At 71.7% G+C, this 26,720-nt stretch carries 25 protein-coding genes; 11 read left to right on the forward strand and 14 right to left on the reverse strand.

Translation table 11 applies throughout. From position 1 onward, the window contains the following. Positions 1-100 precede the first annotated feature (100 nt). Entirely contained in the window at positions 101-772 is a 672-nt protein-coding gene (nucS, locus tag IE311_RS07175; RefSeq protein ID WP_189830740.1) for an endonuclease NucS, read from the reverse strand. Between the two features lie 250 nt (positions 773-1,022). Between nucS and IE311_RS07180 the strand changes: the two genes are divergently transcribed. Further along, positions 1,023-1,415 carry an SCO5389 family protein gene (locus IE311_RS07180; protein ID WP_015036224.1) on the forward strand — a complete coding sequence of 131 codons (393 nt, stop codon included), beginning with the start codon at positions 1,023-1,025 and terminating at the stop codon, positions 1,413-1,415. Positions 1,416-1,549: 134 nt separating this feature from the next. Here IE311_RS07180 and IE311_RS07185 read toward each other — a convergent pair whose 3' ends face one another. Then, positions 1,550-2,584, reverse strand: coding sequence for an LLM class flavin-dependent oxidoreductase (locus IE311_RS07185; RefSeq protein ID WP_189830741.1), 1,035 nt, complete (start codon positions 2,582-2,584; stop codon positions 1,550-1,552). A 199-nt stretch (positions 2,585-2,783) separates the two neighbouring features. On the opposite strand from IE311_RS07185, the gene IE311_RS07190 reads away from it, so the two are divergent. Continuing rightward, positions 2,784-3,113 carry an ATP/GTP-binding protein gene (locus IE311_RS07190; protein ID WP_189830742.1) on the forward strand — a complete coding sequence of 110 codons (330 nt, stop codon included), beginning with the start codon at positions 2,784-2,786 and terminating at the stop codon, positions 3,111-3,113. Positions 3,114-3,144: 31 nt separating this feature from the next. On the opposite strand, the gene IE311_RS07195 is transcribed toward IE311_RS07190, so the two are convergent. The 7 genes from IE311_RS07195 to mce all read right to left on the reverse strand — a co-directional run bounded on the left by IE311_RS07195 (position 3,145) and on the right by mce (position 13,406). After that, complete coding sequence (locus IE311_RS07195) at positions 3,145-3,981, reverse strand: ABC transporter permease (protein WP_189830743.1); 837 nt, start codon at positions 3,979-3,981, stop codon at positions 3,145-3,147. Next, positions 3,978-5,132 (reverse strand): ATP-binding cassette domain-containing protein, encoded by a 1,155-nt coding sequence (locus tag IE311_RS07200; RefSeq protein WP_189830744.1) that lies wholly within the window; start codon positions 5,130-5,132, stop codon positions 3,978-3,980. The genes IE311_RS07195 and IE311_RS07200 overlap by 4 nt, the downstream gene beginning before the upstream one ends. A gap of 200 nt (positions 5,133-5,332) precedes the next feature. Continuing rightward, positions 5,333-6,112 (reverse strand): ABC transporter permease, encoded by a 780-nt coding sequence (locus IE311_RS07205; protein WP_189830745.1) that lies wholly within the window; start codon positions 6,110-6,112, stop codon positions 5,333-5,335. A 3-nt stretch (positions 6,113-6,115) separates the two neighbouring features. Further along, positions 6,116-7,084 (reverse strand): ABC transporter ATP-binding protein, encoded by a 969-nt coding sequence (locus IE311_RS07210; protein ID WP_189831019.1) that lies wholly within the window; start codon positions 7,082-7,084, stop codon positions 6,116-6,118. 117 nt (positions 7,085-7,201) lie between these two features. Further along, positions 7,202-8,137, reverse strand: coding sequence for a coiled-coil domain-containing protein (locus IE311_RS07215; protein WP_189830746.1), 936 nt, complete (start codon positions 8,135-8,137; stop codon positions 7,202-7,204). A gap of 114 nt (positions 8,138-8,251) precedes the next feature. Then, positions 8,252-12,742 (reverse strand): polarized growth protein Scy, encoded by a 4,491-nt coding sequence (scy, locus tag IE311_RS07220; protein ID WP_373313781.1) that lies wholly within the window; start codon positions 12,740-12,742, stop codon positions 8,252-8,254. 211 nt (positions 12,743-12,953) lie between these two features. Continuing rightward, entirely contained in the window at positions 12,954-13,406 is a 453-nt protein-coding gene (gene mce / locus IE311_RS07225) for a methylmalonyl-CoA epimerase (RefSeq protein WP_189830748.1), read from the reverse strand. A gap of 137 nt (positions 13,407-13,543) precedes the next feature. Between mce and IE311_RS07230 the strand changes: the two genes are divergently transcribed. Together IE311_RS07230 and meaB are read left to right on the forward strand one after the other, a co-directional pair. Next, on the forward strand, positions 13,544-14,746 hold the full coding sequence (locus IE311_RS07230; protein ID WP_189830749.1) for an acetyl-CoA C-acetyltransferase: 1,203 nt from the start codon (positions 13,544-13,546) through the stop codon (positions 14,744-14,746). A 24-nt stretch (positions 14,747-14,770) separates the two neighbouring features. Beyond that, positions 14,771-15,727, forward strand: a complete 957-nt coding sequence (gene meaB / locus IE311_RS07235) for a methylmalonyl Co-A mutase-associated GTPase MeaB (RefSeq protein ID WP_189830750.1) — start codon at positions 14,771-14,773, stop codon at positions 15,725-15,727. Positions 15,728-15,926: 199 nt separating this feature from the next. Here meaB and IE311_RS07240 read toward each other — a convergent pair whose 3' ends face one another. The 4 genes from IE311_RS07240 to IE311_RS07255 all read right to left on the reverse strand — a co-directional run bounded on the left by IE311_RS07240 (position 15,927) and on the right by IE311_RS07255 (position 18,646). Continuing rightward, entirely contained in the window at positions 15,927-16,403 is a 477-nt protein-coding gene (locus IE311_RS07240; protein ID WP_189830751.1) for a MarR family winged helix-turn-helix transcriptional regulator, read from the reverse strand. A gap of 83 nt (positions 16,404-16,486) precedes the next feature. Continuing rightward, a complete protein-coding gene (locus IE311_RS07245) occupies positions 16,487-17,272 on the reverse strand; it encodes an AIM24 family protein (protein ID WP_189830752.1) in 786 nt (261 codons plus the stop codon). Then, positions 17,269-17,919 (reverse strand): AIM24 family protein, encoded by a 651-nt coding sequence (locus IE311_RS07250; protein ID WP_189830753.1) that lies wholly within the window; start codon positions 17,917-17,919, stop codon positions 17,269-17,271. The genes IE311_RS07245 and IE311_RS07250 overlap by 4 nt, the downstream gene beginning before the upstream one ends. A gap of 88 nt (positions 17,920-18,007) precedes the next feature. Next, positions 18,008-18,646: an AIM24 family protein gene (locus tag IE311_RS07255; protein WP_189830754.1), complete on the reverse strand. Its 639-nt coding sequence runs from the start codon at positions 18,644-18,646 to the stop codon at positions 18,008-18,010. A gap of 107 nt (positions 18,647-18,753) precedes the next feature. Between IE311_RS07255 and IE311_RS07260 the strand changes: the two genes are divergently transcribed. The 7 genes from IE311_RS07260 to glxA all read left to right on the forward strand — a co-directional run bounded on the left by IE311_RS07260 (position 18,754) and on the right by glxA (position 25,547). Beyond that, positions 18,754-19,098 (forward strand): DUF3817 domain-containing protein, encoded by a 345-nt coding sequence (locus IE311_RS07260; protein WP_189830755.1) that lies wholly within the window; start codon positions 18,754-18,756, stop codon positions 19,096-19,098. Continuing rightward, positions 19,095-19,388, forward strand: coding sequence for an MTH1187 family thiamine-binding protein (locus IE311_RS07265; protein WP_189830756.1), 294 nt, complete (start codon positions 19,095-19,097; stop codon positions 19,386-19,388). The genes IE311_RS07260 and IE311_RS07265 overlap by 4 nt, the downstream gene beginning before the upstream one ends. A gap of 167 nt (positions 19,389-19,555) precedes the next feature. Then, the gene (locus tag IE311_RS07270) at positions 19,556-20,296 is read left to right on the forward strand and encodes a hypothetical protein (RefSeq protein WP_189831020.1); all 741 of its coding nucleotides are present in this window, start codon (positions 19,556-19,558) and stop codon (positions 20,294-20,296) included. Further along, entirely contained in the window at positions 20,293-20,976 is a 684-nt protein-coding gene (locus IE311_RS07275) for a DUF4166 domain-containing protein (RefSeq protein WP_189830757.1), read from the forward strand. The genes IE311_RS07270 and IE311_RS07275 overlap by 4 nt, the downstream gene beginning before the upstream one ends. Further along, a complete protein-coding gene (locus IE311_RS07280) occupies positions 20,973-21,665 on the forward strand; it encodes a TetR/AcrR family transcriptional regulator (RefSeq protein WP_229901767.1) in 693 nt (230 codons plus the stop codon). Before IE311_RS07275 ends, IE311_RS07280 begins: the two co-directional genes overlap by 4 nt. A gap of 90 nt (positions 21,666-21,755) precedes the next feature. Further along, on the forward strand, positions 21,756-23,573 hold the full coding sequence (locus IE311_RS07285) for a glycosyltransferase family 2 protein (protein WP_189830758.1): 1,818 nt from the start codon (positions 21,756-21,758) through the stop codon (positions 23,571-23,573). A 3-nt stretch (positions 23,574-23,576) separates the two neighbouring features. Then, complete coding sequence (gene glxA / locus IE311_RS07290) at positions 23,577-25,547, forward strand: radical copper oxidase GlxA (protein WP_189830759.1); 1,971 nt, start codon at positions 23,577-23,579, stop codon at positions 25,545-25,547. Between the two features lie 78 nt (positions 25,548-25,625). On the opposite strand, the gene IE311_RS07295 is transcribed toward glxA, so the two are convergent. Further along, positions 25,626-26,642: a glycoside hydrolase family 6 protein gene (locus IE311_RS07295; protein ID WP_189831022.1), complete on the reverse strand. Its 1,017-nt coding sequence runs from the start codon at positions 26,640-26,642 to the stop codon at positions 25,626-25,628. Positions 26,643-26,720: the final 78 nt, after the last annotated feature.

Raw genomic sequence — 26,720 nt, forward strand, 5'->3', positions numbered from 1 at the left:
CCCGGGTGCGATCACCGCACCCGGGGCCGCCCCCGTTCTCCGCTCGGCCGTCCCGCACCCCGGAGGGCCAGGCCGTCCCTTCCGGATCTTGCCCGACGACCTAGAACAGCCGCAGCTTGTCGTCCTCGATGCCGCGCAGGGCGTTGTAGTCCAGGACCACACAGCCGATCCCGCGGTCCGTCGCGAGCACCCGCGCCTGCGGCTTGATCTCCTGCGCCGCGAAGACGCCCCTCACCGGAGCGAGGTGCGGATCGCGGTTGAGCAGCTCCAGATAGCGGGTCAGCTGCTCGACGCCGTCGATCTCGCCGCGCCGCTTGATCTCGACCGCGACCGTCGCGCCGTCCGAGTCCCGGCACAGGATGTCCACCGGGCCGATCGCCGTCGGGTACTCGCGGCGGATCAGGGTGTAGCCCTCGCCGAGGGTCTCGATGCGGTCGGCGAGGAGCTCCTGGAGGTGCGCCTCGACGCCGTCCTTGATGAGACCCGGGTCCACACCCAGCTCGTGCGAGGAGTCGTGGAGGATCTCCTCCATCGTGATGATCAGTTTCTCGCCCGCTTTGTTGATCACGGTCCAGATGCCGGCCTCGGCCTCGGTGCCCTCCTTCAGGGTGCACGGCGGGGACATCCAGTTGAGCGGTTTGTACGCCCGGTCGTCCGCGTGGATGGAGACGCTGCCGTCTGCCTTGATCAGGATCAGACGGGGCGCGGAGGGCAGGTGGGCCGTGAGCCGGCCCGCGTAGTCCACGGAGCAACGGGCAATGACGAGACGCATGGTCGACAACGCTACAAGACGGGCCCTCTTCCGCGCGATTCGGTCATCGCCCGGACACCTCCGGGGCATGATCCTGAGCCGAACACCCGTCGGTTATCAGCCGGTTGTGTTCCCAATCTCCTGGTGCGGTCTGGACTGCGCGCTTACCGTGGAAGCTGGAGGTCGTCGCCCGTGCACGCTGCGTGGCGGGCGGCCCGGCCTTCGTCCCTGCCCGCAAGACCCCGTGCGCGGGGTCGCGAGAGGAGAACCCATGTCGCTCGACGTCTCACCGGCACTGTTGGAACAGGCCGAGCGAGGCGAGGTCGACGAAGCCGACTTCGTCGACTGCGTCCGGACCTCCCTGCCCTACGCATGGGAGATGATCAGTTCTCTGGTGGCCCAGCTGAAGGTCGACGGCGGAGAGTTCGCCGACAACCAGACGCCGCCGCCGAATGAGCAGGCACGTGGTCAGCTGCTGCGCGCGCTCGCGAGCGACGCCATTCGTGGTGCGCTGCAGCGGCACTTCGGGGTGCGTCTCGCCTTCCAGAACTGCCACCGGGTGGCGGTGTTCCCGCTGGACCCGTCGGTGGACGAGCGGCTCGCCCGCTTCACGTCCGTACGGGGGCAACTGCTGAACCAGTCGCCGGAACTGCGCGACTGCTGAGACATGGTGCTGCCGCTCCCCGTCGCGGGAGACGCGATCGATGCGTGTCGACGCGCATCGCCGCGGGGAGATGCCGGAGCGGCAGCACGGTCCCACCCCCGTCCGTACGGGCCTTCTCCACCCGGTCCGTACGGTCAGACGAGCAGCGGCAGGACCTCCGCGCCCAGCCGCCGCACGTTCTCCTCGGTCGCCGCTAGGTCGCCCGTGCCCTCGGCCAGCAGCGCGAAGCGGGTGATGCCCGTGCGTTCCGCGGTCGCCGCGAGCCGGTCCGCCGCGCGCCGGGGCGTGCCCACCGGGTGCAGCCCGCACAGCAGCTCCGTGTACGCCACGGGGTCCCGCATCGACCGGTGCCGGCCGTCGACCGTGACATGCGCGTCGAGCCCCTGCTTCAGCCAGCCCGGCATCGCCTTCACCAGCGCCTCCGCCGCGTCCGTGCCCCGGTCCGCGAGCTGCGCCACCCCCGCCGACACATGGCCGGCCCCGATCCGCGCGATCTCGTCCGGGTCCCGCCCGGCCTCCCGGGCGCAGCGCTTCCAGGCCGCGACCATCTCGGCCTTGTCCTCGTCGCCGCAGTGCATCCCGAGCAGCATCGGCAGTCCGCGCTCCGCGGCCAGCCGCACGCTCCTGGGCGAGGTGCAGGCCACCACGACCTCGGGGGCCGCCGCGCCGCCGATCAGCTCGTCGGGGCGGGGCACCACCGGCACCTCGCGGAAGGCGAATCGTTCTCCCCCGGCGCCGACGCGCGGCTCGGTGAGCCAGCGGAGCAGCAGGTCGAGCGATTCGGGGAAGCCGTTCTCGTACGCGCCGAGGCCCGAGCCGAACACCTCCAGGTCGACCCAGGGCCCGCCCCGGCCCACCCCCAGGGTGAACCTGCCGCCCGAGGTCAGATGCAGCAGCGCCGCCTGCTCGCCCAGGGCGACCGGGTGGACGGTCGGCAGCACACTCACCGCCGTGCCCACCCGCAGTCGCCGCGTGCGCCCGAGGAGCAGTGCGGCCAGTGTCACGGCCGAGGGGCAGACCCCGTACGGCACGAAGTGGTGCTCGGCCAGCCAGACCGAGTCGAGGCCCGCCTCCTCGGCGACCTCGGCGGTCCGTACCGCCCGGTGCAGGGCCTCACCCTGTCCCTGGCCCGGGAACTGGGCGGCCAGAACGAACGTACCCACGCGCATCGCCTTGTGCCTCCTTTGCGGCCGACGCGTAACTCCCCTCGCATCGGCAACAACGTCTGACACGTGCCAAAGGCAACGGCCGTTCATGAAGTTCTTGCGATTTTCGGCTAAGCCGTCCCGGGCGGGGCCCGGGGCACCGGGTGGCGGCCCGTAGGCTTGACGGAACGGTCCGTGTTCCCAGACCCCGTGAGGTGTGCCCGTGTCCCCGCGCCACAACCGCTCCCGAGGCGGCGAGAAGCCCGAACAGCAGCAGGGCGACAACGGCGACCGGTACGGCGGCGCGCAGCGCAGCGAGACCTGGCAGGGCGAGGAGTGGTACGTCCGCCTCGTCGCCGGGGCGAGCGCGCCCGGCAAGCGCTACCGCTGCCCCGGCTGCGACCAGGAGATCCCGGGGGGCGCCCCGCACGTGGTCGCCTGGCCGGAGTACGGGGGAGTGGACGACCGGCGCCACTGGCACAAGGCCTGCTGGAACGCGAAGGACCGCCGCACCAGCAGGGTGCAGCGGTCCCGCAACGCGCCGAAGTACTGAGCCCCCGGCCGGCCGAAGTACTGAGCCCCGGCTACACGTCCCGGTTGTTCAGCAGGGCGAACGCTCCGGCGAGCGCGACCCCGGCGACCCCGGTCATGATCAGCAGCGGCTCCCAGCCCGACGGACCGTTCTCACCGAACGGAGGCTGCGCCGCGTACAGCGAGATCATCTGCGAGGGGATCGCGTAGGTGAAGAGCCACTCCTGCACGGACTTCAGCGCCTCGGAGAACATGAACAGCGCCGCCACCAGCGGCAGCAGCAGCAGACCGATCATCACCGTGATCGCGCCCGCCGAGTGCCGGATCAGCGTGCCGAGCGCCAGCGAGAGCAGTCCGAGCATGGCCAGGTAGGCGCCCGCGCCGACCGTCGCCCGCAGCCAGTCGGACGCCGACGGCGAGGCCGCCGTGTCCACCAGGGCCACCTGCCCGGCGCCCACGATCGCGGCGACCACGGTCGTCACGGTGAAGACCAGCAGGAAGAAGACGATCGCCTTGGCCGTCAGCACCCGGGCCCGGCTCGGGCACGCCGTCAGGGTCGTACGGATCATGCCGGTGCCGTACTCGGAGGCGATGGTCAGCACGCCGAGCGTGATGACGCAGATCGAGGCCGGCAGCATCCCGAAGAAGCCGAAGCCGAGCGCGGACTCGTCGCCCATCGGCGCCTCGGAGCTCGCGGCGATCGCCGCCACCCCCAGGCCGATGACCAGCATCAGCAGGATCATGACCCCGAGCGTCCACAGCGTCGAACGCACCGAGCGGATCTTCGTCCACTCGGAGGCGAGGGCGTCACCGAGGTTCGCCCTGCGGACCGGGATCGGCGAGACGTAGGAGTGCGGCGCCGGAGCGTGATGCGGGGCGGGGGCGGTCATCGGGCGTCCTTGGGGGTGTCGCTCGGCTGGGGGGTACCCGGCTGCGGAGCGGCCGGAGAGGCGTACGGGCCCGGCGCGGGCGCCTGGCCGGGAGCCCCGGCGTAAGGATTCTGTCCGGGCGGCGGCGGGGCGTACCAGCCCTGCTGCGGCACCTCCTGGACCACGGGCTGCGGCGGCATGCCGTACCCGTGGTGGCCGGGCTGCTGCGGCGGCTGGAGGTGCGCGAGCCGGTCGTCGGTGGAGCGGTAGTCCACGGCGCCCTGCGTCAGACGCATGTACGCCTCCTCCAGGGAGGCCTGGTGCGGGGACAGCTCCCAGAGCCGTACGTCCGCGTCGTGCGCGAGATCGCTGATCCTCGGCAGGGGCAGACCGGTCACCCGCATCGCGCCGTCCGGCTCGGACATCACCTGGCCGCCGGCCTCCATGAGGGCCGCCGTCAGCTTCTCCCGCTGTCCCGGCTCGGTCCCCGGGGTCCGCACCCGGGCGAAGTCGGCGGAGTTCGCCGAGATGAAGTCGGTGACGCTCATGTCCGCGAGCAGCTGCCCGCGGCCGATCACGATCAGATGGTCGGCGGTGAGGGCCATCTCGCTCATGAGGTGGCTGGAGACGAAGACCGTCCGCCCCTCGGCGGCCAGCTTCTTCATCAGGTTGCGGACCCAGAGGATGCCCTCGGGGTCCAGGCCGTTGACCGGCTCGTCGAAGAGCAGCACCTGCGGGTCGCCGAGCAGCGCCGCCGCGATGCCGAGCCGCTGGCCCATGCCGAGCGAGAAGCCCTTGGAGCGCCGCTTGGCGACGTCCTGGAGGCCGACCACGCCGAGGACCTCGTCGACGCGCTGCGCCGGGATGCCGGCGAGCTGCGCGAGCGACAGCAGATGGCTGCGCGCGCTCCGCCCGCCGTGCACGGCCTTGGCGTCGAGCAGCGCGCCGACCTGCCGGGGCGCGTTCGGCAGCTGCCGGAAGGGGTGGCCGCCGATCGTGACATGTCCCGCGGTGGGCCGGTCGAGGCCCAGGATCATGCGCATCGTGGTCGACTTGCCCGACCCGTTGGGCCCCAGGAACCCGGTGACGACACCGGGCCTCACCTGGAAGGAAAGGTTGTACACGGCCGTCTTGGCGCCGTAGCGCTTCGTCAGGCCGACTGCCTCGATCATTCTCCAGCCCCATCGACAGGTCGGTCTCATCCATGTCGGGGCCGTGGCGGCCGAAGGCCGAGCCCCCCGTATGAGCTAGGAGCTTATCCAGCCGTTGACGGTTCCGGCGAAGTGGAGACGACCTCCGGGCCCGCTCCGGGGGGAACCTCAGGGTTCTCCCCCAGGGGGCCCGGACGGCTCGGGCGTCCGGCCCGGACGGCTCAGGCGTCCCGCTTCTTCAGCACCAGGTAGCCGCCGAGCAGCGCGGCCGCCACCCAGAGCACCATGATCCCCAGCCCGCCCCACGGGCCGTACGGAGCCGGCTCCGAGTTCATGGCGTCGGGGATGACCCGCATGATCTTCGCGCCGGCCTGGTCCGGGAAGTACTGGGCCACCTCCTTCGCCTTCGGCACCGCCGAGAGGATGTTGGAGACCAGCAGGAGGAACGGCACCAGGATGCCGAGCGACAGCATCGACGAACGCAGCATCGCCGCCACGCCCATGGAGAACAGGGCGATCAGCCCCATGTAGAGCCCGGCGCCGAACACGGCGCGCAGCACGTTGTCGTCACCGATCGAGGCGCTGTGCTCGCCCAGCAGGGCCTGCGACAGGAAGAAGGTGAGGAAGCTCGTCGCGAGCCCCACCAGGAGGGCGAGGCCGCCCGCCACCGCGATCTTCGAGAACAGGAAGGTCGCGCGCTGCGGCACGGCCGCCAGCGAGGTGCGGATCATGCCGGAGGAGTACTCGGTCCCCACCACCAGGACACCGAAGACCACCATCGCCAGCTGGCCCAGGACCATCCCGGAGAAGCTGACCAGGGTGGGGTCGAAGGTGACCCGCTCCGCCTCGCTCAGATCGTCGAAGGTGGAGCTCACCAGGGCGCTCAGCCCCGCACCCATCGCCACGGTGACGAGGAAGGCGCTCGCGAGCGACCAGACGGTCGACGAGACCGTCCGGATCTTGGTCCACTCGGACTGCAGGACCGCGGATGCCGCTGCCATCGTTCAGGCTCCCTGGGAGGTCTTGCCCCACTGGGGGCCGGGCGCCGGAGCGCCACCGTGTACATCGGTGCCGTGCGCGTGGTACTCCACCGCACCCGCCGTCATCTGCATGAAGGCCTCCTCGAGCGAGGCGCGCTGGGAGCTCAGCTCGTGCAGCACGATCGCGTGCTCGGCCGCGAGTTCGCCCAGCTTCTCGGTCGTCGTCCCGTCCACCTCCAGGCTGCCGCTGCCCGCCTCGACCGCGATGAACCCATTGGCGTGCAGCACGTCCCGGAGCCGCTCCTGCTGCGGCGAACGCAGCCGTACATAACTCCGGGAATTCTGCTGGATGAAATCCGCCATCGACGTGTCGGCCAGCAGCTTTCCCTGCCCGATCACGATCAGATGATCGGCCGTCAGCGCCATTTCACTCATCAGATGGCTGGAAACGAAGATCGTCCGGCCTTCGGCCGCCAACGCCTTCATCAGATTGCGGATCCAGTGAATTCCCTCGGGGTCCAGACCATTGACGGGTTCGTCGAACATCAGGATCTCGGGATCGCCGAGCAGCGCGGACGCGATGCCGAGCCGCTGTCCCATACCGAGGGAGAAACCCTTCGACTTCTTCTTCGCGACCGGCGTCAGACCCACCATGTCCAGCACCTCGCCCACCCGGCGTTCCGGGATGCGGTTCGACTGCGCCAGACACAGCAGGTTGTTGTACGCCGAGCGGCCCCCGTGCATCGCCTTGGCGTCGAGCAGCGCACCGATGTACTTCAGCGGCTCATCGAGCTCCCGGTAGTGCTTGCCGTCGATCCGGACCGTCCCGCTCGTCGGGTTGTCCAGATCCAGCATCATGCGCATCGTCGTCGACTTGCCCGCCCCGTTGGGCCCGAGGAAGCCGGTGATCACCCCCGGACGCACCTGGAAGGAGAGATGGTCGACCGCGGTCTTCGCCCCGAATCGCTTGGTCAGGCCCTCAAGCTCGATCATGCGCACCAACCTACGGGCGCGCAAAACCCCCCGCCACTGGAATGGCGGGGGGTTCGGGCAACGCTACGCACTTGTTACCGGCCGTGCGCCCACCGGACCGGAACGGCCCGGACGACGTCAGCGGGACTGCTGGGCCGGAACACCGGCCGGACGCTCGTCGTCGATCGGCGAGCCGGCCGCCGCCACCGCGGCACCGGTCAGCGTCGCCAGCATCTCGCGGACGTTGGTCAGCTGCGCGTTGATCGAGTCCCGGCGGTTCGTCAGCGCCGCCAGCTCGCGCTCCGATTCGCTGCGGATCCGGTCGGCCTTGGCGTTCGCGTCGGCCACGATGTCCTCGGCCTGGCGCTGCGCGGTCTCGACCGTCTGACGGGCCCGGCGCTCCGCGTCCGTACGCAGCTTCTCGGCCTCCAGGCGCAGCTGCTCGGCGCGGTGCTCGATCTCCGCGAGGCGCTTCTCGGCCTTGGCCTGACGCGAGGCCAGGTCCCGCTCCGACTGCTCGCGGCGCTTCGCCAGGTTGGTCTCGAAGTCCGCGGCGGCCTGGGCGGCCTTGGCGCGGGTCTCCTCGAAGAGGGCGTCCGCCTCCTCGCGCTTCGACTGCGCGTCCTTCTGCGCCTCGCCACGCAGCGAGTTGGCCTCGCCCTGCGCCTTCTCGACGATCCGGACGCCCTCGTCCTCGGCCTTCGACTTGCGCTCGGCCGCGAAGGACTCCGCGTCGTTGCGCACCTGCTGGGCGGCCGACTCGGCCAGCTCGCGGTGCTGCTCGGCGGCGCGACGGGCCTCCTCACGCAGGTCCTTCGCCTCCTCCTCGGCCAGCCGGAGGATCTTCTCGACCCGGGCGCCGAGCCCCGCGTACGACGGCTCGGCGTCGGTGACCTGCGCCTGGGCGTTCTGCGTCTCGAGGTGGAGCTCCTCGATGCGCTTCTCCAGGGAGGTGATGCGGGACAGGGCACTGTCGCGGTCGGAAACGAGCTTGGTAATGCGGTCGTCCACCTGACCGCGGTCGTAACCGCGCCGCACGAGCTCGAAGCCGAAGGGGGAGGATGTGTCGCTCATGGGTTTCCTGTCGAATGAGACCGGTGAGGTGTTAGAGGGAATCCTAGGGGCCGAAGCGGCGTGTCATCGAGCGTATGCCCGTTTGATCTGGAGAATGTCCAGCCTTTTGAGTGGCTAGCCGTCCTGGGACTTGCCACTCGAACGAGTGGAGCCCGCCGACGCACCCGCCTTGGCACCCACCGCTCCGGTGGACTTCGCCCCGGCCGACGGCGTCTCGAAAGACTCCAACGCCTCCAGCACGTCCTGGACACGGGAGATCTCGGCATTGATGTCCTTGCGGCGCCGCGCGAGAGTCTCCAGTTCGCGCTGACCGTCCTCGACCGTCTGCTCGGCCTCGGCCTGCGCCTCGGCTCTGATGCGCTCGGCCTCGGCCTTGATGCCCTCCGCCTCCGCGACGAGCGAGGCCTTCTTCTGCTCGGCCTCCTTGAGGAGCGCCTCGGCCTTGCGGACCGCGGCGATACGGACCTTGCTCGCTTCCGAACTCGCGTCGGAGATCAGTTCCTTGGCCTTCGCCTCGGCCTCGGCGCGCTGCTCCGTCGCGGCCTTCACGAGGTTGTCGACCCGCTCGCCCGCCGTCTTCATCTGCTCGGCGCTCTCGCGGCGCGCACGCTCGTGCAGCTCCTCGATCTCGCCCTCGACCCGACCGCGCAGCTCCTCGGCCCGCTCCCTTATGGCCGTCGCGTCGCCACGGGCCCCGACCAGCAGCTCGTCCGCGTCCGTGCGGGCCTTCTCCACCAGCGAGTTGCCCTCGACGGTCGCCTCGGCGACGATCCGCTCGGCCTCCTTGCGGGCCGCGCCGACCATCAGGTCCGCCTGCGACTCGGCCTCGGTGGTGGCGCGCAGCGCCTCCTCCTGGGCCTTGGCCATGAGCTGGTCCGCCTGCTCGGCCGCGTCCGAACGCTTCCGGGCACCGGCCTCCCGCGCCTCGTCGAGCGTCCGGTCCGCCTCCGCGCGGGCCTCCGAGCGCATCTGCTCGGCCGCCGCCTCGGCGTCCGCCTTGAGCCGCTCCGACTCGGTACGGATCCGCTCGGCGTCCTGGCGGGCGGAGCCCACCGTCGCCTCGGCCTCGCCGCGCGCGTCCGCCGTGAGGGCGTCGGCGAGCTCGATCGCCTCGCGGGTGACCCGCTCGGCCTCCGCGTTCGCCTCGCGGGTGACGCGCTCGGCCTCGCTCGTGGCTTCGGCGAGGAGCGCGTCGGCCTGCTCGGCGGCGTCGCTCCGGCGCTTGTCGGCGGCCTTGCGGGCCTCGTCGAGGACCTGCTCGCCGTCGGCGAGGGCCGCGTTGCGCAGGGCCTGCGCGTGCGCCTCCCCGTCGACCTTGACCTGCTCGGCCTCGGTACGGAGCCGCCGCGCGTCCTGCTCGGTGGTCTCCATGAGCTCGACCGCCTCGGCGGTGAGCCGCTCGGCCTCCGCGTTCGCCTCGCGGGTGACCCGCTCGGCCTCGCTCGTGGCCTCGGCGAGGAGCGCGTCGGCCTGCTCGGCCGCGTCGCCGCGGCGCTTGTCGGCGGCCTTGCGGGCCTCGTCGAGGACCTGCTCGCCGTCGGCGACCGCCGCCGCCCGCAGTGCCTCCGCGTGCGCCTCCCCGTCGACCTTGACCTGCTCGGCCTCGGTACGGAGCCGCCGCGCGTCCTGCTCGGCGGTCTCCATGAGCTCGACCGCCTCGGCGGTGAGCCGCTCGGCCTCCGCGTTCGCCTCGCGGGTGACCCGCTCGGCCTCGCTCGTGGCCTCGGCGAGGAGCGCGTCGGCCTGCTCGGCCGCGTCGCCGCGGCGCTTGTCCGCGGCCTTGCGGGCCTCGTCCAGGACCTGCTCCGCCTCGGCGGCGATCCGGTCCGCCTCCGTGCGGGCCTCGCCGACGACCGACTCGGCGCGCTCGGCGGCCTCCGAACGGATCCGGTTCGCGTCCTCGCGGGAGTCGGCCCGGGTGCGGGCCGCGTCCTGCTCGGCCGAGGCGAGTGAATCCGTCACCTCGGTCCGTACCCGCTGCGCGTACTCGGCGGTGTCCGCCCGCAGCTTCTCCGACTCGGCGATCGCGTCCGTGACCGTCCGCTCGGCCAGCGCCTTCGCGGCCTCGGTCTCCTCCTGGGCACGCGCCCGGGTGCGGCCGGCGTCCTCGGCCGCCCGCTCCCGCTCCTCGTACGCGTCGGCGCGGACCCGGTCCGCCTCCTCCTGCGCCTCGTTCCGCGTCCGCTCCGCCGCGTGCTCGGCGGCGCTGCGCAGCCCGGAGACCTCCTCCTCGGCCTGCTCCCGCAGACCCGCGACCGAGTCCCGGACCTCCTGGGCGGCTCGCGAGGCGGTGGTGACCATCTCGGTCGCCCGGGTGTCCGCCTCCTCGACCAGGCGCTGCGCCTCGGTCTGCGCCTCCTCGACGCGCTTTCGGGCGGCGGCGAGGAGTTCCTCGGACTGTTCGCGGGCGTGCTCGCGCTCCCGGCCGGCATCGGAACGGGCCGACTCCAGGGTCGACTCGGCCTCGCGGCGGCGCCGGACGGCCTCCTCCTGCGCGGCGGCCAGCGCCTCGGCGGCCTCGGTGGCGACCCGCTCGGCGGCGGCGGCGGCCTCGGCCCGTACCCGGTCGGCGTTCTCCTGGGCCTCCGAGCGCAGCCGCTCGGCCTCCTCGGCCGCCTCCGTGCGGAGCCGTACGGCAGCGGTCTCCGCCTCCGTACGGGTGCCGGACGCGTCCGACGCGGCCTCGGCGCGCAGCCGCTCGGCCTCCTGCTCGGCCTGCGCCTGGAGGGTCCGGATGCGCTCGGCGGCCTCGGTCCGCAGCCGCTCCGTCTCCTCGGCGGCCTCCCGCCGGATCAGCTCTCCCTCGGCACGCGCGTCGGTGAGTTCCTCACCGGCGGCCGCGACCTTCGCCTCGGCGTCGGTGTGCAGCCGGGTCAGCTCCTCGGCGGCCTCCGCGCGGCGGGCCTCGGCGGCCCGCTCGGCGTCGGCACGCAGCCCGGCGGCGGCCTGCTCGGCCGCGCCCTTCACCGACTCGGCCTGCTCCTCGGCCTCGACGCGCAGCCGCTCGGCCTCGGCGCGGGTGCGCTCCAGGGTCTCCTCGGCCTGCGTCCGGAGCGTCTGGGCGCGCTCGACGGCCTCCGACTTGACCCGCTCGCTCTCGGCGCCGGCCTTGGTCCGCAGCTCCTCGGCGTCCGTACGGGCCTTGGTGAGCAGCGTCTCGGCGGTGCTGGCCGCCTCCTCGATCTGCTGGACGGCCTCACGGCGGGCCTCGCCACGGATCCGCTCGCCCTCCGCGATGGCCTCGGCGCGCAGGCCCTCGGCCTCGCCGCGCAGTCGCCGTGCCTCCTCCTGGAGCTCGACGGTCTTGGCGCGGTACTCCTTGGTGTCGTCCTTCGCCGAACCGAGCAGCTCGTCGGCCTGCTCCTCGGCCTGGGAACGCAGCCGGTCGATCTCGGCCTCGGCCTCGCGGCGGATCCGCTCGGCCTCCTCGGAGGCCTTGCGGGTGGTCTCGCGGGCGTCGTCGGACGCCTTGGTGAGGATCTCCTCGGCGTTGCGCGCGGCCTTGGCGAGCGCGGCGGCGGAGTCCTCGGCGGCGGCCGTACGGGCCTTGTCGGAGGCCTCGGTGACCAGCTTCTCGGCCTCGGCGGTCGCCTCGCGGAGCTTCTCCTCGGCCTCGGCCTTGAGGGCCTCGGCGTCCTTGGTGGCCTCGCCGACGAGCCGGGCGATCTCCGTCTTGGCGGTCCGCGTCCGCTGCTCGTTGACCGACTCGGCGGTGGCGAGCTGCTTGGCGGCCGCGTCCTTGGCCTCGGTGAGGGCCTTCTCGGCCTCGGCGCGGGCGGCGCGGAGCTTCTCCTCGGCCTCCTGCATGCGCTGCTCGGCGGCGCGGGAGAGCTCGGTGGCCTGCCGGCGGGCCTGGTCGGTCTCGGCGGTGGTGGTGGTGCGGAGCTGCTCGGCGTGGCTGGTGGCCTCCTGCGCCTGGCTGGAGGCGGCGCCGAGGAGCCGCTCGGCGTCCTTGCGGGCGCGCAGCAGAATCGCTTCGGCCTCGGCACGGGCGGCCTCGGCCTCGGTGCCGACGCGGCGGCTGGTCTCCTCGGCGAGCCGGGTGGCCTCGGCGCGGGCGGTGGCCAGCGACTGCTCGGCCTCCGCGCGGGACTCCTCCAGCAGGCGGCGGGCCTGGGACTCGGTGCGGGCGCGCAGCTGCTCGGCCCAGGCGACGTTCTCGTTGACGTGCGCCTCGACGGTCTGCCGGCGCTCGCTGAGCTCCTGGTCCAGCTGCTGGCGGCGCTGCACGGCCTCGTTGTGCAGCTCGGCCTGGAGCCGAGACTGGTGCTCCGCGTGCTCCTGGAGGATCCGCTGTGTCTGGGCGCGGGCCTCGCGCAGCTCGCGCTCGGCGTCCTGCCGCAGCTGCTCGGCCTGCGCCTGCGCGTTCCGCAGCAGCTGCTCGGCCTGGTAGCCGATGTCCGCGCTGTCGTAGGCGGGCCGGGACGCGATGGTGCGGCGCGCCTCGTGGAGCTTGGCGCGCAACACCTCGACCTGATACCCGAGGTCCTCGGCGTGCTGGACGGCCTTCTCGCGCTCGGTCTTCAGCCGGTCCATCTCGGCTTCGAACCTGGCGAGATGGTCGTCTTCAGCTCGGTGGCTCTCCTGGCGTTCGTAGCCCCGCACTGCGCGGTCCATCCTTCCCCGAGCTCTTCGAGCAGGGGAGACCCCAACCCTGGTCGCAACTCCGACGAGCCGCCCTCACGGCCGAGGACGGACCCCCGGGGAATCGTGGCAGATCGGACGACCCCGACATCCCGACTTCGGTGCCACGCGGAGCGGCCCCGACCGGCCCCGGCCCGGAGTCGCCCACTCTACCGGGCCAGGAATCCGGTGGTCAGTGCTCCGCTGAGGAGTGGTCAGCGGAGGGCTTGGCCGAGGTGACCAGTTCCGTGAGGACACCGTGGGTGTCCTTGGGGTGGAGGAAGGTGATCCGGGAGCCCATGGAGCCGATCCGCGGCTCGTCGTAGAGGACCCGGATGTCCTTGGAACGGATGGCCTCGGCGTCGCCGTCGACGTCCGCCGTGCCGAAGGCGATGTGGTGCACGCCCTCGCCGTTCTTGGCGAGCCACTTGCCCACCGCCGAGTCCTCCCGGGTCGGCTCCAGGAGCTGGAGGTAGGAGGACCCGCCGTCCGAGGTGTCGTTGATCTTGAGCATGGCCTCGCGGACGCCCTGCTCCTCGTTGACCTCGGAGTGGAAGACCTCGAAACCGTACGTCGCACGGTAGAACTCGACAGTCTTGTCCAGGTCGAAACAGGCGATCCCGATGTGGTCGATTCGCGTCAGCATGCCTCCAGTGCAACGCCGGGAGGGTGGTTACGCAACGTGCGCGCCGTCACACCGGCTGCCCGGTGACCGCGCGAGCCGCGCCTCAGTACATTGGCGGTAAACCCTCGTTCACTTCTCATCCCTAGGGGCCGTGCCTCATGTCTGGAACGACCGGTACCACCTCAGTGATCGTCGCGGGCGCCCGCACGCCCATGGGTCGCCTCCTCGGCTCGCTCAAGTCCTTCTCGGGCGCCGAGCTCGGCGGCTTCGCCATCAAGGCCGCGCTCGACCGGGCCGGCATCGGCGGCGACCAGGTGCAGTACGTGATCATGGGCCAGGTGCTCCAGGCGGGCGCCGGCCAGATCCCCGCCCGCCAGGCCGCCGTCAAGGCCGGCATCCCGATGAACGTCCCCGCGCTCACCATCAACAAGGTGTGCCTCTCGGGTCTCGACGCGATCGCCCTCGCGGACCAGCTGATCCGCGCCGGCGAGTTCGACGTGGTCGTCGCCGGCGGCCAGGAGTCGATGACCAACGCCCCGCACCTGCTCCCGAAGTCCCGTGAGGGCTTCAAGTACGGCGCCATCGAGATGCTCGACGCCATGGCGTACGACGGCCTCACCGACGCCTTCGAGAACATCGCCATGGGCGAGTCCACGGAGAAGCACAACAGCCGCCTGGGCATCCAGCGCCCCGAGCAGGACGAGATCGCCGCCCTCTCGCACCAGCGCGCCGCCGCCGCCCAGAAGAACGGCATCTTCGAGGCCGAGATCACCCCGGTCGAGATCCCGCAGCGCAAGGGCGAGCCGGTCGTCTTCTCCAAGGACGAGGGCATCCGCGCGGAGACCACCGCCGAGTCCCTCGGCAAGCTCCGCCCGGCCTTCGCCAAGGACGGCACCATCACCGCCGGCACCTCCTCGCAGATCTCCGACGGCGCCGCCGCCGTCGTCGTGATGAGCAAGGCCAAGGCCGAGGAGCTCGGTCTGGAGTGGATCGCCGAGATCGGTGCCCACGGCAACGTCGCGGGCCCGGACAACTCGCTCCAGTCGCAGCCGTCCAACGCGATCCTGCACGCCCTCAAGAAGGAGGGCCTGACCGTCGAGGACCTCGACCTCATCGAGATCAACGAGGCCTTCGCCGCGGTCGCCGTCCAGTCAATGAAGGACCTCGGCGTTACCCCCGAGAAGGTGAACGTCAACGGTGGCGCCATCGCCCTCGGCCACCCCATCGGCATGTCCGGCGCCCGTGTGGTGCTGCACCTGGCCCTGGAGCTCAAGCGGCGCGGCGGCGGCATCGGCGCGGCCGCCCTCTGCGGCGGCGGCGGTCAGGGCGACGCGCTGATCGTCCGCGTGTCCGGCAAGTAAGCACCCAACCGAGGAGCAGCGCAGATGGTGGACGTCCCCGAACTCGTCGCCCAGGCACGGGAGGGCAGGCCGCGGGCCGTGGCCCGGCTGATCTCGCTCGTGGAGGGGGCGTCCCCGCAGCTGCGCGAGGTGATGGCGGCGCTCGCGCCGCTGACCGGCGGCGCGTACGTGGTGGGTCTGACGGGCTCGCCCGGTGTCGGCAAGTCCACGTCGACGTCCGCGCTGGTCTCGGCCTACCGGCGGGCGGGCAAGCGGGTCGGCGTCCTGGCCGTCGACCCCTCGTCCCCCTTCAGCGGCGGGGCGCTGCTCGGCGACCGGGTCCGGATGTCGGAGCACGCCTCCGACCCGGGGGTCTACATCCGCTCCATGGCGACCCGGGGCCACCTCGGCGGCCTCGCCTGGTCCGCCCCGCAGGCCATCCGCGTCCTGGACGCGGCCGGCTGCGAGGTGATCCTGGTGGAGACGGTCGGCGTCGGCCAGTCCGAGGTCGAGATCGCCTCCCAGGCGGACACCTCGGTCGTCCTTCTCGCGCCGGGCATGGGCGACGGGATCCAGGCCGCGAAGGCGGGCATCCTGGAGATCGGCGACGTGTACGTGGTGAACAAGGCCGACCGGGACGGCGCGGACGCCACCGCCCGTGAGCTCAACCACATGCTGGGTCTGGGCGAGGCGCGGGGCGCCGGTGACTGGCGGCCGCCGATCGTGAAGACGGTCGCGGCGCGCGCCGAGGGCATCGACGAGGTCGTGGAGGCCCTGGAGAAGCACCGCGCCTGGATGGAGGAGCACGGGGTCCTGGCGGAGCGCCGCCGGGCCCGTGCCGCCCGCGAGGTCGAGACCATCGCGGTCACGGCGCTGCGCGAGCGGATCGGCGACCTGCACGGCGACCGGCGTCTGGACGCGCTCGCGGAGCGGATCGTGGCGGGCGACCTCGACCCGTACGCGGCCTCGGACGAACTGGTCGCGAGCCTGACGGGCAACTGAGCGGCGTTCGGCGCGCACACGGACGGCGAAGGGCCTCCCCGGGACGACCGGGGAGGCCCTTCGGCTTTCGGTACGGCTCCGACCGCGCGGGGCCGCACCCGTACGTCCGGAGCCGCCGCCAAGGCCCGCCGCTCGTGCGGGTACGTCCGGAGCCGCCGCTACGGCCTGCCGTGCCGTACCGGTGCGTCCACGGGCGCCGCTACGGCTTGCCGCGCCGTCCGCGCAGCTGCTCCGCGACCGGCTTCAGGGACTCGCGGAGGTCGCCGAGCGCCTCCGGGCCGATCTGGTCGATGAAGTGCTTGCGCACCGACTCGACGTGGTGCGGGGCGACCTTCTGCATGGTCTCCATGCCCTGGTCGGTCAGGACGGCGTACAGCCCGCGCCGGTCGGACTCGCAGTTCTCCCGCCGGACGAGTCCGGCGTTCTCCATGCGGGTGATCTGGTGGGAGAGCCGGCTCTTCGACTGGAGGGTGGCCGCGGCGAGGTCGCTCATGCGCAACCGCCGCTCCGCCGACTCCGAGAGGTTCACCAGGATCTCGTAGTCGTTCATCGTCAGGCCGAAGGGCTGGAGGTCCCTCTCCAGCTGGTACGTCAGCATTCTGTTGACGTCCAGGAATGTGCGCCACGCACACTGCTCGGCGTCGGTGAGCCACGGGGTGGCGGTCTCGGTCTCCATATATGGATTCTACCTAAGAAGTTGAATACTTGACGAAGTCTGGGAGCGCACGTTCGAGTACGTCACCCTCCGCAGACTACCGCTCACAGACCGAAGCGACGCTGGAGGTCACCGAGCTGGCCGGGAAGGCGCGGTACCGATCCGGGCACACCCTGGCCGGAAGCGGGCGCTCCGTGGCCGCCGGGCACCCCCGCCTGCGCCGGAGGCGCGCCGATCGCCCGGTCGGCCATCAGCAGCTCCGTCGACTGGAGCAGAACGGTACCCGCTCCCACGAACTCGAACTGGTGCTCCTCGCCCGAGGTGCCGCCGATGCCCGTCAGGGCGCGGACGCCGCCCATCACGCCCGTCATGTAGCCGTGGTCGTAGTGGTGGCAGGGGGAGGGGCAGTCGGCCCAGCCGACCAGGGCCTGCGGGTCCACCCTCATCGGCGGCTCCATGAAGACCACCGGGCCGTTCGAGGCGGCCACGAACTTGCCGGTGCCGATCAGGGTCACGAAGCCCGGCACGATCGACTGCTTCAGCGCCAGGGTGGGCTGATAGGCGAGGAGGTTGCCGGAACGGATCGTCAGATTGCCCTGGTCCAGGTCGAACGAGTTCACGTCGAAGGCCCGGTCCGCGAGCAGCATCTTCCCGCTGCCCTCGGCCACCACCCAGTCGCTCGCGTGCAGCGGCGAGTGGAAGGACGTCCGGACCAGCCGGTCGAGCCGTCCGTGGCCGATGCCGTTGAACTCGATCCGCCCGTAATAGGCGATCATCTTGCCCTTCTGCAGGAACCACTGGGAGCCCTTGAGCTCCACGCAGAAGGTGTACGGGTTCACGTTGTCGTCCGACGGCAGAGTCGTCGGGTCGTGGATCACCGGGGTGCTCACAGCTTCTCCTCCGAGGCCTGCACGTAGACGGCGCCGCTGCCGCTCAGCTCCAGCTGGAACGCCTCGCCCGAGCCGCGTCCCACCATGTCGCGCCAGCCGAGCGCGGTGGAGAGCTTGTTCCGTACGTCGCCGTGGTGGGCCACGTACGCCTGCGGGTCCACGTGGACCGGGCGGCCCGGGGTGATCGGCAGCTCGACGACCCCGCCGTGCGCCATGACCGCGACCGCGCCGTGGCCCTTCAGGGTGGTGGTGAAGAGGCCCTGGCCGGACACCTGGCCGCGGACCATGCCCATGACCCCGCCCTGCGAGCCCATGAACATCGTGCCCTGCTCCAGCGTGCCGTCGAAGGCCAGCAGCCGGTCGGCCTCCACGTACAGGGTGTCGCCGGTCAGGCCGATCACCTGGATGTGGTGGCCGCCGTGACCGAACATCACCGTGCCGTTGCCCTCGACGGTCATCAGCGGGGTCGCCTCGCCGGCCACCCGGCGGCCGATCATCGACATCAGGCCGCCCTGACCACCCGCCATGTTCGGCGTGAAAGTGACGTCGCCGCGGTACGCGAGCATCGCGCCACGCTGGCTGAACATCCGCTGTCCGGGAATGACGGTCGCCTCGACCATCTTCGAGTTGATCTCGCGGAACGGCATCAGTCCTCCTCGTTCGCTTCTCCGCCCGCGCGGCGCAGAGGTGCGGGCATCGTCGTCGTCTGCGGCCCGGAGGCCGCGCGTGCGACGCTCACACGTCACCCCCGATGGTGTTCCGCTCGCTCGGCTGGACGTACACCAGGCCGTCCCCCTCGAAGCGGATCTGGAAGGCCTCGCCGCCGCCCTCGCCCATCAGGGTGCGGAACGTCACACCCGACTGGAAGTGCTGCTGGAGGTTGCCCTGGTGCGCGATGTACGCGCCGGGGTCGACCTGGAGCGGGTACTGCGGGGTGACCCGCAGCACCACCGCCGGGCCGTCGGACATGATCGCGGCCTGCCCGGTGCCCTCGACGGTCGTGGTGAAGAGGCCGTTGCCGGTCGCGCCGCCGCGCATGCCCGTGAAGGTGGTGCCGGTGCGCAGGCCGGCGTCGGTGCAGAGCAGATTGCTCGCCTCGACCCAGAGCTTGTCGCCGTGCAGGGAGACGAGGTTGATCTCGGAGGCCCGGTCGGCGAACCAGCAGGTCCCCTGGCCTCGTACCTCCATCACCTCCATCTGCTCACCCGTGAGCCTGCGGGTGACCATGCCCCGCAGGCCCTCACCGCCACCGCTCATCTTCTTGAACGCCATCTGGCCGTCGTAGGCGACCATCGAGCCGTTCTTCGCCTTGACGGAGTCGCCGGTCATGGAGACGGCGAGCACTTTGCTGCCTTGGAGTCGGAACGTTGCCACCCGCTGAAGGTACTGGGGACCCGGATAAAGAGACAGCAAAGTCGGCGTGCACAATGGACGGGCCCTTGTGCATCCGTTCACAAGATCGAACGAAGGTGACCCCCTCCGTGGACATCAAGACCGCTTCCTCCCTCCACCGGCTCCGGCTCGTCTCCGCGCCGGAGGCCGTCTCGTTCCTGCTCCTGCTGGTCTGCTCGGTGCTGAAGCGGACGACGGAGTTCAACGCGGTGCCGGTCATGGGCGCGATCCACGGTGTGCTGTTCATCCTGTACGTCCTCTTCTGGCTGGACGCCTGGAACCGCACCAAGTGGAGCTTCGGCACCGCCGCCGTCTACTTCCTGTGCTCCGTGGTGCCCCTGGGCGGCTTCTACGCCGAGCGGAAGCTCAAGCGCGAGGCCGAGGACGCGGTCATCGCCTCCCGCGCCCGCACGGAGAGCGCGGTGAAGGCGTGATCGTCGCGTTCTCGGTGACCCCGCTGGGTGTGGGGGAGGAGGTCGGCGAGTACGTCGCCGACGCCGTCCGGGTCGTCCGCGAGTCGGGACTCCCGAACCGCACCGACGCCATGTTCACCTCCGTCGAGGGTGAGTGGGACGAGGTGATGGACGTCGTGAAGCGCGCCGTCGCCGCCGTGGAGGCCCGGGCGCCGCGCGTCTCGGTGGTCATGAAGGCCGACATCCGTCCCGGCGTCACGGACGGACTGACCTCGAAGGTCGAGACGGTGGAGCGGCACCTGGAGGGCTGAGGTCCCGCCTTCCCCCGTACCCGAGAAGCCCCCGGTCCCCTGTGGGACCGGGGGCTTCGTCGTGCCGCGGGATCCATCTTGAGCGACTGCTCAAAATCGGCTACCTTCAGCCCGGGGCGGTTTTGAGCAGTCGCTCAAAATGCCGTATGAGCCGGGAGAACACCCCCATGGGTCTCTATGTCGAGACACAGGTCCGCGCGGACCTGGAGACGCTCTGGGAGCACACGCAGGAACCCGCCCGCCATCAGCGGTGGGACCTGCGGTTCACGGAGATCGCGTACCTTCCGCGCGCCGAGGGCGAGCCCCAGCACTTCCGGTACGCGACACGCGTCCTGCCCTTCCTGGTCGTCGCCGGCACCGGTGTCTCCGCGGGGGAGCGCCACCGGGCCGGCGGCGACCGGGTCTCCGCACTCCGGTTCTCCTCGCCGCACCCGCTCTCGCTCCTCGCCGAGGGCAGCGGCTACTGGCGATACGTCCCCACCCCGGACGGCGTCCGCTTCCTCACCGGCTACGACTACCGGACCCGCTGGGGCCGTCCCGGCCGCCTCGCCGACCGGCTCGTGTTCCGGCCCCTCATGGGCTGGGCCACCGCCTGGTCCTTCGACCGGCTGCGGCTCTGGTGCGAGCGGGGCGTCAGCCCCGAACGCGCGCTCGGCCACTGGCTCCTCGAACTCGCCGCCCGGGTCCTCCTCGTGGCCGCGCCCCCGGCGCTCGCCCCGCTGCCGCTCGCCGTGCCGCTCACCGTCCTCGGGCTCGCCGCCGCCGTGCTCGTACCGCCCTCCGCGCGCACCCCCGCCGCCCGCCGCTGTCTGCGCACCCCGCCCGCCCGCACCCGGGAGCCCCGGCTCCTCGCCACCCTGGAGCCCTCCCGCGGGCCCCGTGACCACGCCGCCCCGGAGCAGCCGTGACCTCGATCTTCCGCACCGCCATGGGGGACGCGGCCTTCGAGCGCCTGCACCCCGAGCTCCAGCGGCGCTTCTCCGTCGGGCTCGCGAGCGGCGAGCTGTGCGTCGGGCGGGGCGTCATGGACCGGATCTGGCACGGCAGGGCCGCCGTGAAGCCGTTCCTCGCGGTCGGCGGGCTGCGGAACATCCTGCTGCCCCGCACCGGCCGGAACGTCCCCTTCACCATCGAGAACGTGCCCTACACGGACTCGTACGGGCGGGAGACCGTCACCTTCGTCCGGACCTTCGCCCTGCCCGGCGGGCCCCGGCGCTTCGACGCCACCATGGTCCACAGCCCCGAACGGGACTGCGTCCTCGACTACCTCGGCACCCACCAGCACCTCGCCAGCGATCTGCACATGTCCGCCGAGCCGGACGGCTCGCTCCTCATCCGCTCCGGCGAACACCGCTTCCGCGAGGGCCCGTTGGACGTGCGGGTCCCGGAACTGATCGGCGGCCGGGCCGAGGTGCGCGAGTCCTTCGACGAGCGCACCGGCCGCTTCCGCATCAACGTACGGGTGGACAACCGGTACTTCGGCCCGCTCTTCGGGTACCGGGGTTCGTTCACCGCCGAGTACGCGGACGTACGCTCCCGGGGGGTGCGCGCGGGGCTGCGCCCGGTGCGCGAGGAGGTACGGGCATGAGCCGGGAAGTGAAGGACCGGAGGGCCGGGGAGCCCCGGGCGCAGGACGCGCGCAGCCGGGAGACCCGGGAGAAGCTGCTCGAAGGCGCTCTGCGCACCCTCGTCGAACAGGGCATCGCCAAAGCCTCCGCCCGCGCCATCGCCACCACCGCCGAAGTCAACCAGGCCCTCGTCTTCTACCACTTCGGCTCCGTCGACGAACTGCTCGCCGCGGCCTGCCGGCACGGCGCCGAGCAGCGGGTGGCCCGCCACCGCGAGCGGCTGCGCTCCGTCGGGAGTCTCAGTGAGCTGCTCGCCTTCGGGCGGGCGCTGCACGAGGAGGAGCGGGAGGCCGGGCACGTGGCCTTCCTCGGGCAGCTGCTCGCGGGGGCGCAGGCGCACCCCCGGCTCGTTCCGGCCACCGCCGCCGGGCTCGACCTGTGGATCGCCGAGATCGAACAGGTGCTCGCCCGGGTCCTCGCGGGGAGCCCGCTCGCCGAGTTCACCGACCCCGCCGGGCTCGCCCGCGCGGTCGGCGCCTCCTTCGTCGGTCTCGAACTGTACGAGGGCGTCGACCCCGCCGGCGCGGAGGCCGCCTTCGGCGCGCTCGAGCAGCTCGGAGCCCTGATGGCCGCCGTCGAGGAGCTGAACCCGGTCGCCCGAAAGGCCGTCACGTACACCCTGCGGCGACAGAGCGGCCGCGCCCGGTAGGACCGCCCACTCGGACTACTCCAGTCGACACACCGAAGGTTTGCCCTTTCTGTTGGGGTATCGGATGGTTCAACGACGGCTGGAGGCACCGTGCGGCAGGGAGGCTACGACTACGACAGCTACAGCCGTCTCGCCGGTCCGCTCACGGAACCGGATCCGGTGGCCTACCGGGTGCGGTACCGGAGTCTCCTCTCGAAGGAGCCGCACCGCGTACGAGCCGTCCTCCTGATGTGCCTCGCACCGATCCTCTCGGCGCTGCTCCTCGCCTATCTCGTCTGGCCCGGCCACCGGACCGTCCGCGAGGGCGGCGACCCCCTGCTCGTCCACCTCGACACGGTGATGCTCGTGTCGATCGGCCTCATCTGCTTCTTCATGCTGGTGAACGTCATATCGATCGCCCACGCCACCATGGTCGCCCGCGACCCGATACCCGTGTACGCCGAGAAGGGCACCCGCGTCGCCTTCCTCACCACGTACGTCCCGGGCAAGGAACCGCTCTCCATGGTCCGCGCCACCCTCGAAGGCGCCCGCCGGCTCCGGCACGGCGGACCCCTCGACGTCTGGCTCCTCGACGAGGGCGACTCCGCCGACGCCAAGGCCCTCTGCGCCGAGCTCGGCGTCCTCCACTTCACCCGTGCCGGCGTCCCCGAGTGGAACCGCCGGAAGGGCGTCCACAAGGCGAGGACCAAGCACGGCAACTACAACGCCTGGCTCGCGACGCACGGCGACGACTACGACTACTTCGCCTCCGTGGACACCGACCACGTCCCGCTCCCCGACTTCCTGGAGCGGATGCTCGGCTACTTCCGCGACCCCGACATCGCCTTCGTCGTGGGACCGCAGGTGTACGGCAACTACACCAACATCGTCACCAAGGCCGCCGAGTCCCAGCAGTTCCTCTTCCACGCCCTCGTCCAGCGCGCCGGGAACCGCTACCACGCGCCCATGTTCGTCGGCACGAACAACGCCGTCCGGATCTCCGCGCTCCGGCAGATCGGCGGCCTGTACGACTCCGTCACCGAGGACATGGCCACCGGCTTCGAACTGCACCGCAGGAAGAACCCGGCCACCGGCCGCCACTGGCGCTCCGTCTACACCCCCGACGTCCTCGCGGTGGGCGAGGGCCCGGCCTCCTGGACGGACTTCTTCGCGCAGCAGCTCCGCTGGTCCCGGGGCACGTACGAGACGATCCTCAAGCAGTACTGGAAGGCGCCCTTCCGCACTCCGCCGGGCCGCTTCCTCAACTACACCCTGATGCTCGCCTACTACCCGATGACGGCGGTCAACTGGCTCCTCGGCGTCCTCAGCGGCGTCCTCTACCTGTGGTTCGGCGCCTCCGGCACCCAGGTCTCCACCTCGGTCTGGCTGATGATCTACAGCGATGCCGTGGCCCTCCAGATCGGCCTCTACCTCTGGAACCGGCGCCACAACGTCTCGCCGCACGAGCCCGAGGGCTCCGGCGGTCTCGCCGGCATGGCGATGTCCGCGGTCTCCGCCCCCGTCTACCTCATGTCCCTCGGCTCGGCGGTTCTGCGCACCCGCGGCCGCTTCGTCGTCACCCCCAAGGGTGGAGCGGCCAGCCCCGACCGGGTCCGCACCTTCCGTTTCCACCTCTTCTGGGCGGCCGTCCTCATCGCCTCGCTCGCCGCCTCGGTCCACTTCGGGCACACCCACGCGGCCATGCGCGTCTGGGCCGCCCTGGCCCTGGTCGTCGCCCTCGCCCCGGTCTCCCTCTGGGTGTTCACGAGCCTCCGGGACAGGCGCGTGCTGCGCGTCCGCGAGCACGCCCGCGCCCGGGTCAGGGCCCGCGGTCCCGCCGGCGCCCGTGACGGGGTCGACGTCCGTGCCGTCACCCCGGCCCCGCCGGCGCCCGCGGCACCGGCCCCCACGACGACCGGAGGGAACTGAGCCATGGCCCACCGGCCGTCGAAGAAGTTCAGGAAGACCCTGCTGGGCGGCGGAGCGGTGCTGGTCCTGGCGGCGCTCAACGCCCCCGCCGCCGTCTCCTTCGCCGAGGAGAGGTACCACGCGTACAAGATCGCCCAGCCCGGCTACCAGCGTCGGTTCGGCTCCTGGACGGAGGTCGCCGTCCCCGACGGGTACCGCATCAACGCCATCCACGCGGCCCTGCTGCACACCGGCAAGGTGCTGCTGATCGCCGGCTCCGGCAACAGCCAGAAGAACTTCGACGCCGGGACCTTCGAGACCGTCCTCTGGGACCCGGTGAAGAACACCTTCGAGAAGATCCCCACCCCCGTGGACTTCTTCTGCTCCGGCCACACCCAGCTCCCCGACGGACGGCTGCTCGTCGCCGGCGGCACCGCCCGCTACGAGATCCTCGACGGCGAGGTCAAGAGGGCCGGCGGCGGCATGCGGGTCAAGAACGAGAGCCCCGACAAGGCCGTCACCCTCAAGAAGGGCACCGTCTTCCGCTCCCCGTCCGGGGTCGAGTACGTCTCACGGTTCGACGTCACCGTCCCCAGGGCCAAGCGCGAGTTCGCGATCTCGTACTTCGCGAGCGGCCAGATGAAGCCGTGGACGACCAAGGTCACCGCCGCCGAGGCCCGGGTCTTCGTCGAGGCGAGGGAGGAGGGCCCGGAGGCCCTCACCACCGAGGCCGCACAGTACGAGGTCGTCGGCCTCAAGGGCGAGGAGGCCGACAACGTCTACGGCCTCGCGCAGAAGCTCACCACCGAGAAGCAGGACTTCCAGGGCATCAAGGGCGCCTACGAGTTCGACCCGAAGGCCGAGAAGTACATCCCGGTCGCCCCCATGAAGGACGCCCGCTGGTACCCCACCCTGGTCACCCTCGACGACGGCAGGGTCCTCGCCGTCTCCGGACTCAACGACGTCGGCGACGTCGTCCCCGGGGACAACGAGATCTACGACCCCGTGACCAAGAAGTGGTCCAAGGGCCCCTTCCGCTACTTCCCCACCTACCCCTCCCTCTTCCTCACCCAGGGCGGCAAGCTCCTCTACACCGGCTCCAACGCCGGCTACGGCCCCGCCGAGAAGGGCCGCGAAGCCGGCCTCTGGGACCTGGAGAAGAACTCCTTCACCAAGCTCGGCGGGCTCACCGACCCCGACCAGCTGGAGACCTCCGCCTCCCTGATCCTGCCCCCGGCCCAGGACCAGAAGGTCATGGTCCTCGGCGGCGGCGGGGTCGGCGAGTCACCCAGGTCGACCGCCCGCACCTCGATCGTCGACCTCTCCGAGGACAGCCCGGTCTTCACCGACGGCCCGGCGCTCCCGCAGGGCACCCGCTACCTCAGCAGCGTCCTGCTGCCCGACGACACCGTCTTCACCACCGGCGGCTCCGAGCAGTACCGCGGCCGCGGCGGCAGCGACATCCTCAAGGCACAGTTCTACGACCCGAGGAGCAATGCCTTCACCGAGGCCGCCGAACCCACCGTCGGCCGCAACTACCACTCCGAGGCGCTGCTGCTGCCCGACGGCAGGGTCGCCACCTTCGGCTCCGACCCGCTCTTCGACGACAAGGACAACACCAGGCTCGGCACCTTCGAGCAGCGCGTCGAGGTCTTCACCCCGCCCTACCTCCACAGGGCCGGCGCCGACCGGCCCGTCCTGGGGGAGGGGCCGCGGGAACTCGACCAGAACGGCCGCGCCACCTTCAAGACCAAGGACGCCGGCCGGATCGCCACGGCCCGGCTCATGCGGCCCAGCGCCGTCACCCACACCACGGACGTCGAGCAGCGCTCGGTGGAACTCGGCCTGACGAAGGGCCGGGACGGGATGACGCTCACCGTCGACGTACCCCGGGACCGGACCCTCGTCCCGCCCGGCTGGTACATGCTCTTCGTCACCGACGCCGACGGCATCCCGTCCGAGGCGAAGTGGATCCAGGTCGAACCGGGCCGGTGACCGGGCTCGCCGGGGGGTGGTGCCGCGCCCGGGGCGGGTCTAGGTCGTCTCTGCCAGGCAAGATCCGGAAGAGACGGCCTAGCCCTTCGCCCGGCGCGCCAGGCCCAGGGCGTACTCGGGCCACCAGATCCCGGCCGCCGGGCCGCCCCGGCACGGGCCGTCCGAGTCGCCGGGCCGCTTGATCCACAGATACGCGTCGACCAGTTCGTCCCCGGTCCGCTCCGTCGGCGGTACCCCGAGGGAGCGGCCCGGCGGATTGCACCAAGCCTCCGCCCGGTCGCCCGGGAGGGGGCCGGCGCCGTTGCGGCTGGTGTCCACCGTGAAGTGGGCGCCGCCGATGAGTCCGGAGAGCGAGGCGCCGAAGTCCTCGACCGTGTCGTTCGTCTGGAAGTTGGAGACGTTGAGCGCGAAGCCGTCGGCGCGGGCCAGCCCCGCCCGGCGCAGCGGCTCGACCAGCCTGCCCGGATCGTCGATCCAGGCCGGATTGCCCGCGTCCAGATAGACCCGGGTGCCGGGCTGCCGCTTGAGCCGCTCGATCGCCCCGGCCAGCAGTCCGTACCGCTCGTCGTGGTACTGCGCCGGGGTGCAGCCGTCCACGATGTGCGGCACCGCGTCGGGCTCCAGGACGACGATCGCGGAGGCGTCCCCGAGCGCGGTGGCGAAGGAGTCGATCCAGCTCCGGTAGGCCCCCGCGTCGTGCGAGCCGCCCGCCGAGTACATCCCGCAGTCGCGGTGCGGGATGTTGTAGGCGACGAAGACGGCCGTGCGGTTCTCGGCCGCCGCGCCCCGGACCGCGCGGGTGATCTCCGGTACGGGATCGTCGCCGGCCGGCCACTCCGCCACCGGGCGGTCCGCGATCCGCCTCAGGACCCGCGCGTCCTCGGTCCTGCCCTCCGCCTCGTACCGGCGGACCTGCCGGGCCGCGTCGCTCTCCGGGTCGACCCAGAACGGGGAGCCGCTCGCGGGGACCGGGGACTCGCCGCGCGCGGACGGCGGGCGGACGGGGCCCTTCGGGGGCTCGTCCTCGCCGCAACCGGTCAGGAGCAGCGCGGAGACGAGGGCCAGGGCGACGGCGGTGACGGTGCGGCGGGACATCCGGCCCCCAGGGTCGGGTACGGCGGGTGCGGCGCTTCGTACGGACGGCTCGGCGATCCGGGCCATCGTGGCATCCCG

The sequence above is a fragment of the Streptomyces zaomyceticus genome, from assembly GCF_014656215.1.
Lineage (GTDB): Bacteria > Actinomycetota > Actinomycetes > Streptomycetales > Streptomycetaceae > Streptomyces > Streptomyces zaomyceticus.